Genomic DNA, 12,581 nt, shown 5'->3' with positions numbered 1-12,581 from the left:
AGACTCCTTCTATCTTTAACTAAGTACATTTAATTTATTGTTTCGGGGGCTGTTAGGCCGAAGTGTTCGTAGGCAAGTCGTGTAGCGATTCTACCACGAGGTGTTCTTTGGATGAAGCCGATTTGCAGCAAATAGGGTTCGTAAACGTCTTCAATAGTAATCGACTCTTCCCCAATACTTGCAGCAATCGTATCAATTCCAACCGGGCCGCCACGAAATCGCTCAATCATACCTAAGAGTAATTTATGGTCGATATGATCCAAGCCATGGGAATCGACTTGCAACATTTCAAGGGCCTCTTTAGCAATTGCAAAAGTAATGCTTCCATTTCCCCTGACTTGTGCATAGTCCCGTACCCTCCGTAGTAGTCTGTTCGCAATCCGCGGTGTCCCTCTTGACCTTCTGGCAATTTCTACAGCCGCACCTTCATCGATAGCGACGTCGAATAGGTTTGCACTTCTTGTGACAATTTCTTTTAACGGTTCTTCGCTGTAAAACTCAAGACGAAGTGGTACTCCGAAACGGTCTCTAAGCGGCGCGGATAGAGAGCCTGCTCTTGTTGTAGCACCTATCAGTGTGAATGGAGGTAGGTCAAGTCTTATCGACTTTGCGGATGGCCCTTTCCCGACAACAATATCGAGACAAAAGTCTTCCATTGCCGGATAGAGCACTTCCTCGATTGACCGGTTCAAGCGATGTATTTCATCGATGAAAAGGACATCTCCCGGCTCCAATGATGAGACGACGGCTGCAAGATCCCCTGGCCGTTCTATAGCGGGGCCGCTTGTCATTTTCACATTGACACCCATCTCATTGGCAATAACTGTCGCCAATGTTGTCTTTCCAAGTCCCGGAGGACCATAAAGAAGGACATGATCCAGGCTTTCATTTCTACCCTTTGCGGCTTGGATGAAAATACTCAGATTGTCCTTTACAGTTTCCTGTCCAATATATTGTTGCAACGTCTGCGGGCGCAACGATTGTTCGAAGCTATCGTCATAATTGGAATTCTCGCTTGAAATGACTCGTTCCATGCCTGCCTATTCCTCCTTCCAAACAGATTCCACCTACTTCTGTTTCAATAATAAGCGTAGCGCAAGTTTCATATAACCTTCCGTATCCAATTCTTCCTTTTGCATCTCTGTTCTCACTTTGGTCAGTTCCCGCTGAGAATAGCCAAGCGCCTGCAATGCAAGGATCGCTTCTTCCAACGCGTCATTTTCAGCCATTGAAAGAAGTGTAGCCTCCGTATCCGGCATTTCGATTTCGGAGAAAAGATCTCCAAGTTTTCCTTTTAGGTCAAGGATCATCTGCCTCGCAGTCTTCTTACCAACACCTGGGAATTTGACTAAGAAGGTTTCATCTTCCCTTTCAATTGCACCAATTACTTGTGATGGGATGCCACTCGCCAAAATTGCAAGTGCGCCTTTCGGACCGATACCCGAAACAGTGATGAGTTTTTTGAACAGTTCGCGCTGTTCCAGTGATTTGAATCCCAACAGCCACTGCATATCTTCACGGACATGCAAGTAGGTAAATACTTGTTGAATTTCTTCAGTCCTGTGGAATGCATATGGATTAGGAGTCATAATCTGCCATCCAACGCCCCCCTGCTCGAGCGTTATGTATTCCGGTGTCACACGTGTGACAATCCCTTTAATATAATCGTACAAATCATTCTCCGTTGCCAAAACCTTATAAAATTTTATAAAGCCTGTTTGATTCTTGCTTCATCCTGTCCGATTTTGCCGAAGCTAATTTCGTTTGTTCTAACAGTCCACAAGCGTAAATTCGGGTACAACGAACCCTACACATTAACAGTGTCTTGTTGGTGACAAAACTGTTAATCCTTCATAGCTTGCCAAATTTAATGATGCATTTCTATCCCGATCCAACTTCAATCCACATTCACATGAAAACACACGATCAGACAGTTTCAGGTCTTTTTTAATCGTTCCACATGATGAACACTTTTTGGAGGACGGGTAAAAACGATCCGATTTAGTGAATCCAATTCCATATTTTTCGCACTTATATTTCATTTGGCGAATGAACTCATGGAATTTCTGGTCTCCAATTGCTTTTGAAAGATGGCGGTTTTTCAACATGCCACTCACATTCAAGTCCTCCATCACAACTTTGCTTGGTTTGGTTTTCACGATAGCGTTAGTTGCCTGGTGAATATGATTGTTTCGGATATTGGATAATCGCCTGTGTAGGTGTTGTATCCGGTTTTCAAGTTTTATAATGTTGCTCGTTTTGACGAAACGGTCTCCCTCCTTATTCATCTCGTATTTGCGCGATACGCTTCGTTGCAACCTACGCAAGCGTTTCCCGGTCTTTCTTATTTCTTTGGTTTTGTTGATATTCTTAAATACTTGACCATTGGAACAAACAGCCAACTCTTTAATCCCTAAGTCAATTCCAATGATTTCATCTGTTAGTTCAGGCTGTTCAAATTCTTGTTCAATCCCCACGGAAATATACCAATATTTATTGTCAAAACTAATTCTCGGATTGGTATAAGAAACCCCCATCGGAATCTGCTCACTTGTTTTTATCCAACCTACCTTTTCGATCAACACCAAATTCCTTTTCACTTTTAATTTGCCGGTATCATTATAAAAGGATAGCTTTGATTTTTTACGACTTTTTAATTTAGGATACTTGGCCTTCCCCTTGAAATAATTTTTATATGCTATACAAGCATCCTTTATCGCCTGTTTTGTAACATTGTTTGATACGTCAAATAACCAATAAAATGTTTCCATTTGTTTCAGTTTTGTCAGTTCTTTCCGCAGGTCATTATTGGAAATAAACTTGTCTCCCTGCATGAAGTTTTCCTGTTGTCTGTTTAACGCCCAATTATACGCCCATCTGGCAGTACCTACAGACTTCCATAACTGTTTTTCTTGTTCTTTAGTTGGTCGGAGTCTGATTTTCTTCGCAAGAATCATTCTCTAACAACTCCTTAATCATCTTCTTGGCTTTGTTTGCTTAACGATTAGTTTGTTTAATCCCTTTTTATTGCAGTTCATCCTGCTTTCAACATCCGTTATGATTTCAAATTGATAACCTATTGCAACATAATACGTTTTGACATTCTCAATTTTTATCCAGGTCATCTTTTTGATTCTGCGAGCTAACCCTGCAATAACCTCACCACTTTATTCAGTTGTCGTTCACCTTTAAACGCCTAAGAAGTGACGGAGCTGTTCGTACGAATAATATCGATAACCGCTTTAACATGATGCGGCTTGGAAACCCCTTGTTAATCCCATTTTTTTAATGTCTGACTCGTTTTCCCGATCAATTCAGCGAATTCGCCAATAGAATAATATTTCATTCTCTATCACCGCTAATTTCGTTATACAAAAAAATATAATAAACTTGAAATTTCTTCTATTTTTTAACCTTGAGTCGTCTGTTATAAGCCCCCCTAAAGTATAGAAACTATTATAGCATACGAACGGATTTTCTATCTATAGATGTGTTAATGCCTCCCCCGGTGTGTGGGAGCAAAAAAAATAAGCCGCTGTCAAAGCGGCTTATTGGCTCATCTATAATGGGTTGCACTGAATTAGTTCATATTCCGTTCGACATCATACCATAGCTTCGGCCAGGAAGAGAGGGCGCTTTCTGTAAATGGTATGAGTTTCCTTGCAAGATTATATTGCTTGTTCTTAGGTAAGTTTAAAAGGTGAAGCCATTCCCTTAACAGCTCATTTGGATAAAGCAGCATTGATTTTGAAGCATTATCTAAATCATTTAAGGCGGATTGTTCCGCTAAAAGAAATTCAAGGTTATAGCCGATATTCGGTAGTACACGATGCATCCAAAGCGCAAGCTCAGTTCCGGGAGGCCCCGTACATGCAAGATCAAAATCGATAAAGCGAATCATTCCATTTTCATCACGCAAAATATTATGGTGTACGACATCGCCGTGAAGTAAAGTTTGGCCAAAGGGTTGACGGTATTGCTTCTTTATCAAAGGAAGAGCTTTCTTTCCATATAGAATAATTTCGTCGACCGTCTTTTTACCAAGGTAATTTTCACTTGCATTGCGATTATCGATGAAACGTTCCAATCTTTCTTGCCATTTATCAATAAGTTGATATCTATGCAGATACGGGGAAGCATCCCAATCAATCATCTCTTTTGTCTCATGCAACGCTTGAAGAGCCATTAGTGAATCCGTTCGGTCTACCCTTTTTCTAAAGTTGACTGGTTTTGTTCCTTCAATCCAAGGCTGCATGATATATAACGGATCTTCCGTCGAAATGATCGGAACAATATGCGGGAATCTGATTGTCTGGAGCTGCCGATGTACATACTCTACTTTCACTGCCGTAGATCGGGTTTTATATTTTTTTAATGAGTAGGAGGCTTCGCCTTCTTGCAATTTCCATACATTATCCTTTACTTTACGAATGTTCTTTTCCAGCGCCATACGCCGGTCAGCATCCGCAGCCGTTATTATCCATTAAATTGAACTGTTGCATATTCATTGGGTACATTTGCGTTGGAAACATTTGCATCGGCTGCATTGGTTGCATTGGTTGCATCATCGGTTGCATCGCCGGCATTGATTGCATCGGCATCATATTCGTTGGGTAGAATCCACTATCAAATCCCGGAAAATGTCCTGGGAACTGATGGCATCCACAAGAACAATACATATGCCATGGGAAATTAGCTCCAAACACGTCCTGAGGACGCGGCAACATACCGCCTTGATTTGGTTGGAATCCAGGCGAAATCATTTGCGGAATATATGGCTGTTGTTCAGGTGGTAGATTCATCATCTCGTTCTCCATTGGCATTTCCATTGTTGGAGATTCCATTGTTGGAGACTCAGTTAACTCCCACCCACTAATTGGATAATTTGGTGAAACACCCATTCCACCCCCTGGGTGAATCGGCGATTCCTCGTACTCTTCTTCCTCACTAATATCCATCAACGGTGGCATTACTCCCGATTGAGCAGGGAAAGATGGAGTTCCAAGTTGCTGTGGAGGCATTTGCATCGCCGGGAGTGGTGTTGGCTGTGCAAAACCTGGATGCATAATCGGCATGCAATCGGCATCGTATATCGGCACCCAACCACAATGAAAAGGCATTATCGGTTGACAGCAAGGCTGAAAACAAGGCTGAAAAGCCATTGGCGGCATTGGTAGCGGCATTACCGGCGGTGCTGGTAGCGGCATTACCGGCGGTGCAGGTGGCGGCATCACTGGTGGTGCTGGTGGCGTTTCCGGTAGCTTCGGTGGTTGCATTACAGGCGGTTGTGGAACAGGTGGCTTCATTTGCGGCGGCGCTGCTGGCGGCATAGGCTTCACCTTTTCTTTCTCATGCGGCAAAGGAATTGGCTGCTTCGGAGCTACAGGTTGATGATGGTGCTTCTCCATTGGCGGAATTGCAGGTTGATGATGGTGTTTCTCCTTTGGCGGCGCTGCAGGTTGATGATGGTGCTTCTCCATTGGCGGCGCTGCAGGTTGATGATGGTGCTTCTCCATTGGCGGCGCTGCAGGTTGATGATGGTGCCTCTCCATTGGCGGCGCTGCAGGTTGATGATGGTGTTTCTCAGGCATTTTTTCCGGACCTTTCCCGCCCGGCTTATGTTCCGCCTTCTTCGGTAGGAATATTTTCATTCCTGGTACAATATAATCCGGATTCGCCAAATGGGCATTGACCCTTTTCAAATCTTCAAAAGGGATACCGTACTGTCGTGCAATCTTCCACAACGTATCCCCTTTTACAACAATATGGACATCCACTAACAAAATCCCCCTTCCATCAATCCATCGTATGAACGAACGCCCGTCTATGTGACGCAAATTCGTGATTGGCGCCCTCTCTCATACTATGTATATTGCGGAATTGGATCTATTATTCATCAAAAAACAATCTGTATCTACTAAATACAAAAGACCCCGAGCCGAAATTAATTCGGTTCAAGGGCCTTGGTTAAAACGTATAATACGATCCGAATGAGCGAACAGCGCAATTTAATGATGTAAGTTCCTCAAGTGCGCCTCTCAACATAGGATGCTCTTCATCTTCCAATACATCTATGATAAAAAAATAATTTCCTAATCCCGTCTTCATAGGCCTGGATTCAATTTTACTTAAATTGAGTTTGCGCCAGGCAAAAACGGAAAGTATTTGGTGAAGCACCCCCGAACGATCGTCTTCCGGCAATTTCACCATTAATGTTGTTTTTGACGACTCCGACTTGAAAGGTATATCCAAAAAGCCCTTTCGCTGGGACAAAACAACAAATCGGGTATGATTAAAATGGAAATCATGGATATTTTCTTCTGCTATATGTAGTCCGTATTTTTCAGCAGACAATCGATTACCGATAGCCGCAATATTTAGTTCCGGGTTATCGGAAACGTATTTTGCAGCTGCGGCAGTAGATGTAGTCTGCATCAATGGCGTACGGCGGTAATGATATTGCAAATATTTATGGCATTGAGCAAGCGCCACTGGATGGGAATGAATCGATTGCAGTTGTCCCGACTCATCCTTCCGTATTTTATTCACCATGAGATGCTGTTCAATTGGAGTTGATATTTCAGCGTTGATAAACAACTCACTCCCATGGAATAAATAATCGATTGTCATCGGTACTGACCCTTCGAGTGCATTTTCAAGAGGAACAATCGCATAAGCGACTTTCCCTTCCGCTACAGCTTCAATACAATCGGGTATCGTTGGTTGTGGTACCAGGCCCACATCTCCAAAGAGGAGTGTTGCAGCCACATGAGTAAATGACGTTTCAGGACCCAAATAAGCGACCGTTGGCGTGTATTGTTTTTCAACCATTTTCAGTACCTCCTAAAGCAACTGATTATTATAATGCCCCTGAGCTGATCAGATGAACGGAGTCAATAAAATTCGGGGCTTTCAACCTATGCATGAACTCCTCCATTCTAATCTCCATTTCGGTTACATCCAATGAAAGCGTAATATTTGCTCGACCCTGCACCGGTATAGTCTGGTGGATTGTCAGCACATTACACTTTGCCTCCGAGATGACTCGTAAAAGCAATGCAAGTGAACCCTTCCGATCTTCTAATTGAATGAATATTGTTAAGACACGCTCACGGGCAATCGACTCAAACGGGAATACAGTATCCTTATATTTATAATAAGCACTTCTGGAAAGTCCAACCCGTTTGGTCGCCTCTTGAATTGTTTTTTCCTCACCGCTAGCGAGCAATCTTTTCGCTTCAAGCATTTTCAACATCGATTCAGTGAGCACATCTTCTCTTACAAGATAAAATTGCCCTTCCCCCAATGGTTTCATGGAATGCCTCCTTAAATCAAAAGCGGAGGGTGGCGGTTGCCACCCGGAGCTAGATGTTGGACACAATAACTATAAAAGACATTATTCTAGGAACTCAAATTCAAAGTCAAGAAGTCTAACCGTATCCCCGTCTTTTGCACCACGTTCACGAAGTGCATCATCGACTCCCATTCCGCGCATTTGACGGGCAAATTTACGGACGGATTGATCAAAGTTGAAATCAGTCATCTTAAATAGACGTTCAATTGCATAACCGGAAAGTACGTATGCACCGTCATCATCACGAGTGATTTTAAAATCAGCCGTTTCTTTTTCATGTTTGTAAAGAACGGAGCGATTCTCCTCTTCCTCGTCTTCAATTTCATACATCGGAAACTCTGGAGTTGTTTCAAGCAGATCGGCAACGGCAAATAGTAGCTGATCCAACCCTTCGTGAGCGAGTGCCGAAATCGGGAAGATCAACGCATCTTCGTCAGCTAACTTTTCCTTGAATTCCTTCAGATTTCCCTCAGCATCAGGCATGTCCATTTTATTCGCGACTATAATTTGTGGACGCTCCATCAAACGCAAATTATATTTTTCCAATTCTTCATTGATTGTCTGAAAATCTTCGAAGGGGTCACGGCCTTCAAGTCCAGACATGTCGACAACATGGATAATGACCCGCGTTCGCTCGATATGTCGTAAAAACTGGTGACCAAGCCCGACTCCTTCGTGCGCACCTTCAATAAGACCCGGCAAATCTGCAAGGACGAAGGTTCTTCCGCCTTCTAGTTCAACCATGCCAAGATTCGGTACAAGCGTTGTGAAATGATAATCGGCAATTTTAGGTTTAGCTGCAGACACAACGGATAATAATGTCGATTTCCCTACACTCGGAAAACCTACCAATCCCACGTCCGCAAGAACTTTCAACTCAAGAGTGACTTCTCTTTCGATTCCCGGCTCCCCTTTTTCGGAGAGTTCTGGAGCAGGGTTTTGTGGTGTTGCGAAGCGTGAGTTCCCACGTCCCCCACGGCCACCTTTTGCGATGACAGCAGTTTGGCCATGTTCAACAAGGTCCGCAATGATAATTCCGGACTCAACTTCCTTCACAATTGTGCCCGGCGGTACTTTTACGACCATGTCTTCTCCGCCCTTACCGTGCATGCTTTTACTTCCGCCATGCTCACCTCGAGGAGCTTTGAAATGGCGTTGGTAACGGAAATCCATTAGCGTCCGTAATCCTTCATCCACCCTGAAGATTACGTCGCCGCCCTTACCTCCGTCTCCACCTGCTGGACCTCCATAAGCAATATATTTTTCCCGGCGGAATGCAACCATTCCATCCCCGCCGTTACCACCTTTAACATATACCTTTACGTGATCGACAAACATTTTACTTCCTCCTATTGTCCACTGATTGTGAACATGCATTGCTCATCTTGAATTTCCTCAGTCACTTCAATACCATTGGCGGCCATTGGAATTAGCGGAACGCCTTTAAGTGGACCATCTATTTTCAACTGAATAGACCAATTCATTTCACTGGCATTCACGGTTATATGAACGTTGTATTCATTCCATGGATCTACAACCGTTTCGACACTTTTGATCAAACGTTCCAAATAATCGGTTAGTGCTGCATCGTCGATTGAACGTTCAGCAGCTGTAATATTACTTTGTAGTACTTTTGAAAAGGCAGTATGCCTCCATTCGAAAGTCGTTAACCAAACTTCCGTCTCGGGCAAACGCAGTTTTTCCAGCATCGATAGTTGCCTCATGCGTTCTGTTGTATCCATTAGTGTTTTTTTAGCTTCAGATGAATTGCCAAGGTCCAGGTTTAGTAACATAAGTTGTAAATCGTTTAAAAAATCATGGCGTGCAAACTTTAATGCTTTTCCCACTGTCAGCTTTTCGGATCCCATTTTATCACCGCCAAAAGTTTCATACTATACAGTATAGCATTTTGAATATGAGTTTCGTCAAAAATAATGGGAGGATATATCGAATTTTCGCTTTAGGCGGACGCTACAATTCTTACCAAGCACTTTGATAATAATGATGAAAAATTAAAAATAAAAAGGACTGCACATAAAATGCAGTCCTTTCAATGTCAGTTATAACATTAAGCTTCTTGAGCTACAGGGTACACACTTACTTTTTTCTTGTCGCGGCCAAATCGTTCGAAACGAACTACGCCGTCAACTTTCGCAAAAAGTGTATCGTCCCCGCCGCGGCCAACGTTTTCACCTGGGTGAATTTTTGTTCCGCGTTGGCGATAAAGGATAGAGCCGCCAGAAACGAATTGTCCGTCAGCACGCTTTGCGCCAAGACGTTTCGAATGAGAGTCACGACCGTTCTTTGTAGAACCTACCCCTTTTTTCGATGCAAAAAACTGGAGATCCAAACGTAACATTAGTGCCACCTCCTATCGGTTGAAAATAAGTTTTATATGTTGCCCGTAATCTTGTTCAATCGTCTGTAATGAAACAATCATTGCCCTCACGATTAGTTGAATTTCGTCGTCTTTCTCCGTCTCCGGAAAAACCACTTTGAGATAACCTCCATCGGATCCTTGCTCTATATCCGGTGTTATTCCAGTGAGTGCGATCACGGCATTGACGGCTCCGAATGAAACCGCTGATGCACCCGCACAGACGAGATCTTTTCCATGTTCTGCGAAATCGGCATGGCCTTTCATCTCAAAAGAGCTGATACGACCCGATTGTTTTTCATCAATAATGATTTTGATCATGCCCGCTTACGCGTTGATGCCTTCGATGACAACTTTTGTGTATGGCTGACGATGACCTTGCTTTTTGTGGTAGTTCTTTTTCGGCTTGTATTTGAATACAGTGATTTTCTTAGCGCGGCCTTGTTTAACGATTTTAGCCGTTACAGAAGCACCTTCCACGAATGGAGCGCCAACTTTCACGTCTTCTCCACCAACGAATAGAACTTTGTCGAATGTTACAGTTTCATCAGCTTCACCGACTAGTTTCTCGATGAAAACCTCTTGACCTTTTTCGACTTTGATTTGTTTTCCACCTGTTTCAATGATTGCGTACATACTTGCACCTCCTCTTTAGACTCAGACTCGCCTTCTTGGGTGATCCTAAACGGATACTTGTACCTTGTCAGAGCGGTTGTAGCACGGGTGCTACAAACAATAACATTAAAATATTACCATGCACGGCTTATGACGTCAACTGTTTTCTTTTCAGCAACTCATATGCTCTTTCATATTTACGGAACTTAAAAGCGGATATATTTTGGACCAATAAAAATAAAGCAAGTGCAATAGCCAAAACCGTTTTTGGCCAACCTATAAATAATAATAGAATTAATACACTCAAAATTGAAATCGAATAAATTAAAAATGCTGATCTGACTTTATATTTATTGGCATCACTTTCCAATAGGGCTAATAAAGCTTGTCCACCGTCAAGCGGGAGAATCGGCAATAAATTTAGAAACAAAATAGCTAATTGGATTCGTACAAACTGATCATTACCTGGAAACGGAACGATTAATCCTATGAATAGGAGAATTGCCGTCGCGATTGGTCCACCGATCGCAACCATCACTTGTTGCTTTTTTCCGTAGAGATACCTACTAGGAATCTGCAATTCTCCTCCATATGGCAAAATCGTGCAAATACGGACTTTCATCCCGGAAGCTCTTGCCGCAACGATGTGCCCGGCCTCATGTATGAGTAACGACATGAATATGAGTGCGTAAAGAGCAAAACCACCTGATATGAAGAGCAAAAGGAAGAAGGGCACCAAAATGGGATGAAGTCGAAGCTTCATTTACTGTCTTCCGAAAAATAGGTTGCCAGTATTGCAGCATCAAGTATGGTCCCTTCCCTTTTGACTTTTAAATAGATTGCTTCATCATTCATCAATGCGAGCGTGTCCCCTTTTTTTACAGTTGAATAGGGAAGTTTTTGTAAGGATCCAACAAATCCATATGTGACCTCATCGCCATCTTCGTATAGGACAGTAATCGTTTTGCCGGATTGACGAGTAAAGCCAGTAAACACGACAAGCCCGTCCCCTTGGGCGGTAATAGGCATCGCATTTGTGTAGGATACGATGACGCCGTCCTTATAAGGTTGCATCGATTCATATGCAGCAAAAGGAAGCTCTTCAGTGTTATCAGAGGAGACAGTGATTCTGTCTTCTTCTGGATCGCTAAAGAAAGAAGAGACCCATTTTTTCATGACAATAAAGTCTTTACCCGTCGTTATATATTGGGTAACTGGTTTGTTTATGACGCCTAATTCCTCCAATTTGGCAAAGCTGAATACGCTAATTGCTACGATAATTGCAAGCACCCACTTTGTTTTCCATTTCACCCCGCCACACCACCTTTTTTCTCAGTATATGACGGTCGTACTATGAATATTATGGGCAAATGTCTAATTTGGATCATTTACAAGAATTACATAAAAAAAACCCCTGGCGATTAAGCCAAGAGTTGATTATTTTGCAAATAATGATTTAAGTTTGCCGAAAAATCCAGGTCTTCCTTCGTCAAGGGACATAAGTGGAACAGATTCGCCTAAAATTCGGCGGGCGATGTTTCTGTAGCCGATAGCCGCCGGATTCGAAGGGTCCATTACAACTGGCTCCCCTCTATTTGAGGAGGAGATAACGTTTTCATCATCCAGCACAATTCCAAGAAGATCGATAGATAAATGCATTGTAATCTCATTGACGTCAAGTGCATCGCCGCTGTTCACAAGTCGGCTCTTAATACGATTGATAATGAGCTTTGGAGGTTCAATATCTTCCTGTTCAAGAAGTCCAATGATTCGGTCAGCGTCCCGTACTGCTGAAATTTCAGGTGTCGTCACTACAATTGCTCGATCCGCTCCGGCTACGGCATTTTTATAACCTTGTTCAATACCTGCGGGACAGTCGATTAAAATATAATCATAGTCCCTTTTTAATTCGGTAATGAGTTCTTTCATTTCTTCCGGATTGACAGCATTTTTATCCGTCGTTTGTGCTGCTGGAAGCAAAAATAGTCCATCTTCAAAACGTTTGTCCTTGACAAGTGCTTGATGAATTTTGCATCGGCCTGAAATTACATCTACGAGGTCATAGATGATACGGTTTTCAAGACCAAGGATGACGTCAAGGTTACGAAGACCAATATCCGTATCCACTAAACAGACTTTTTTACCTTGTAGAGCCAATGCTGTCCCAAGATTCGCAGATGTTGTCGTTTTACCGACTCCACCTTTTCCAGACGTAATTACAATTGCCTCTCCCAC

15 protein-coding genes, 1 pseudogene and 1 other annotated feature are annotated in these 12,581 nt (G+C 42.8%); all 16 genes and pseudogenes read right to left on the bottom strand.

The genetic code is table 11. The features are described from left to right. Positions 1-29: 29 nt before the first annotated feature. The gene (gene ruvB / locus ACFPZG_RS11850) at positions 30-1,034 is read right to left on the bottom strand and encodes a Holliday junction branch migration DNA helicase RuvB (protein WP_317941118.1); all 1,005 of its coding nucleotides are present in this window, start codon (positions 1,032-1,034) and stop codon (positions 30-32) included. Between the two features lie 33 nt (positions 1,035-1,067). Then, the gene (gene ruvA, locus ACFPZG_RS11845; protein WP_283732287.1) at positions 1,068-1,673 is read right to left on the bottom strand and encodes a Holliday junction branch migration protein RuvA; all 606 of its coding nucleotides are present in this window, start codon (positions 1,671-1,673) and stop codon (positions 1,068-1,070) included. A 141-nt stretch (positions 1,674-1,814) separates the two neighbouring features. Next, positions 1,815-2,957, bottom strand: a complete 1,143-nt coding sequence (locus ACFPZG_RS11840) for an RNA-guided endonuclease InsQ/TnpB family protein (protein WP_283732288.1) — start codon at positions 2,955-2,957, stop codon at positions 1,815-1,817. A gap of 45 nt (positions 2,958-3,002) precedes the next feature. Continuing rightward, positions 3,003-3,346: pseudogene (locus ACFPZG_RS11835) on the bottom strand (MerR family transcriptional regulator); the annotation flags it as partial. 234 nt (positions 3,347-3,580) lie between these two features. Further along, on the bottom strand, positions 3,581-4,450 hold the full coding sequence (locus ACFPZG_RS11830; RefSeq protein WP_283732289.1) for a phosphotransferase: 870 nt from the start codon (positions 4,448-4,450) through the stop codon (positions 3,581-3,583). 7 nt (positions 4,451-4,457) lie between these two features. After that, positions 4,458-5,777, bottom strand: coding sequence for a LysM peptidoglycan-binding domain-containing protein (locus ACFPZG_RS11825; RefSeq protein WP_283732290.1), 1,320 nt, complete (start codon positions 5,775-5,777; stop codon positions 4,458-4,460). Between the two features lie 190 nt (positions 5,778-5,967). After that, entirely contained in the window at positions 5,968-6,831 is an 864-nt protein-coding gene (gene pheA / locus ACFPZG_RS11820; RefSeq protein ID WP_283732291.1) for a prephenate dehydratase, read from the bottom strand. A gap of 28 nt (positions 6,832-6,859) precedes the next feature. After that, positions 6,860-7,315 carry an ACT domain-containing protein gene (locus ACFPZG_RS11815; protein ID WP_283732292.1) on the bottom strand — a complete coding sequence of 152 codons (456 nt, stop codon included), beginning with the start codon at positions 7,313-7,315 and terminating at the stop codon, positions 6,860-6,862. Between the two features lie 81 nt (positions 7,316-7,396). Beyond that, on the bottom strand, positions 7,397-8,692 hold the full coding sequence (gene obgE / locus ACFPZG_RS11810; protein WP_317941119.1) for a GTPase ObgE: 1,296 nt from the start codon (positions 8,690-8,692) through the stop codon (positions 7,397-7,399). Between the two features lie 11 nt (positions 8,693-8,703). After that, the gene (locus ACFPZG_RS11805; RefSeq protein ID WP_283732294.1) at positions 8,704-9,222 is read right to left on the bottom strand and encodes a Spo0B domain-containing protein; all 519 of its coding nucleotides are present in this window, start codon (positions 9,220-9,222) and stop codon (positions 8,704-8,706) included. A 200-nt stretch (positions 9,223-9,422) separates the two neighbouring features. Beyond that, positions 9,423-9,713, bottom strand: a complete 291-nt coding sequence (gene rpmA, locus ACFPZG_RS11800; RefSeq protein ID WP_251624735.1) for a 50S ribosomal protein L27 — start codon at positions 9,711-9,713, stop codon at positions 9,423-9,425. Positions 9,714-9,725: 12 nt separating this feature from the next. After that, positions 9,726-10,052 carry a ribosomal-processing cysteine protease Prp gene (locus ACFPZG_RS11795; protein WP_283732295.1) on the bottom strand — a complete coding sequence of 109 codons (327 nt, stop codon included), beginning with the start codon at positions 10,050-10,052 and terminating at the stop codon, positions 9,726-9,728. Positions 10,053-10,058: 6 nt separating this feature from the next. Further along, the gene (rplU, locus tag ACFPZG_RS11790; RefSeq protein ID WP_283732296.1) at positions 10,059-10,367 is read right to left on the bottom strand and encodes a 50S ribosomal protein L21; all 309 of its coding nucleotides are present in this window, start codon (positions 10,365-10,367) and stop codon (positions 10,059-10,061) included. 13 nt (positions 10,368-10,380) lie between these two features. After that, positions 10,381-10,455, bottom strand: a sequence feature (ribosomal protein L21 leader region). Between the two features lie 39 nt (positions 10,456-10,494). After that, complete coding sequence (locus tag ACFPZG_RS11785; protein WP_283732297.1) at positions 10,495-11,109, bottom strand: metalloprotease; 615 nt, start codon at positions 11,107-11,109, stop codon at positions 10,495-10,497. Continuing rightward, entirely contained in the window at positions 11,106-11,657 is a 552-nt protein-coding gene (locus ACFPZG_RS11780) for a M23 family metallopeptidase (protein WP_283732298.1), read from the bottom strand. The genes ACFPZG_RS11785 and ACFPZG_RS11780 overlap by 4 nt, the downstream gene beginning before the upstream one ends. A 126-nt stretch (positions 11,658-11,783) precedes the next feature. After that, positions 11,784-12,581, bottom strand: coding sequence for a septum site-determining protein MinD (gene minD, locus ACFPZG_RS11775; RefSeq protein WP_283732299.1), 798 nt, complete (start codon positions 12,579-12,581; stop codon positions 11,784-11,786).

The organism is Sporosarcina thermotolerans (assembly GCF_042658975.1).
Classification (GTDB): Bacteria; Bacillota; Bacilli; order Bacillales_A; family Planococcaceae; genus Sporosarcina; species Sporosarcina thermotolerans.
Note: the sequence above shows the minus strand (reverse complement) of the source record. Positions and strands in the feature narration are given on the sequence as shown.

Coding starts and splice junctions, on each gene's coding strand:
- pheA (WP_283732291.1), bottom strand. CDS start 6,831: ATGGTTGAAAAACAATACACGCCAACGGTCGCTTATTTGGGTCCTGAA.
- ACFPZG_RS11795 (WP_283732295.1), bottom strand. CDS start 10,052: ATGATCAAAATCATTATTGATGAAAAACAATCGGGTCGTATCAGCTCT.
- ACFPZG_RS11785 (WP_283732297.1), bottom strand. CDS start 11,109: ATGAAGCTTCGACTTCATCCCATTTTGGTGCCCTTCTTCCTTTTGCTC.
- ACFPZG_RS11840 (WP_283732288.1), bottom strand. CDS start 2,957: ATGATTCTTGCGAAGAAAATCAGACTCCGACCAACTAAAGAACAAGAA.
- rpmA (WP_251624735.1), bottom strand. CDS start 9,713: ATGTTACGTTTGGATCTCCAGTTTTTTGCATCGAAAAAAGGGGTAGGT.
- ACFPZG_RS11815 (WP_283732292.1), bottom strand. CDS start 7,315: ATGAAACCATTGGGGGAAGGGCAATTTTATCTTGTAAGAGAAGATGTG.
- rplU (WP_283732296.1), bottom strand. CDS start 10,367: ATGTACGCAATCATTGAAACAGGTGGAAAACAAATCAAAGTCGAAAAA.
- ACFPZG_RS11830 (WP_283732289.1), bottom strand. CDS start 4,450: ATGGCGCTGGAAAAGAACATTCGTAAAGTAAAGGATAATGTATGGAAA.
- ruvB (WP_317941118.1), bottom strand. CDS start 1,034: ATGGAACGAGTCATTTCAAGCGAGAATTCCAATTATGACGATAGCTTC.
- obgE (WP_317941119.1), bottom strand. CDS start 8,692: ATGTTTGTCGATCACGTAAAGGTATATGTTAAAGGTGGTAACGGCGGG.
- ACFPZG_RS11805 (WP_283732294.1), bottom strand. CDS start 9,222: ATGGGATCCGAAAAGCTGACAGTGGGAAAAGCATTAAAGTTTGCACGC.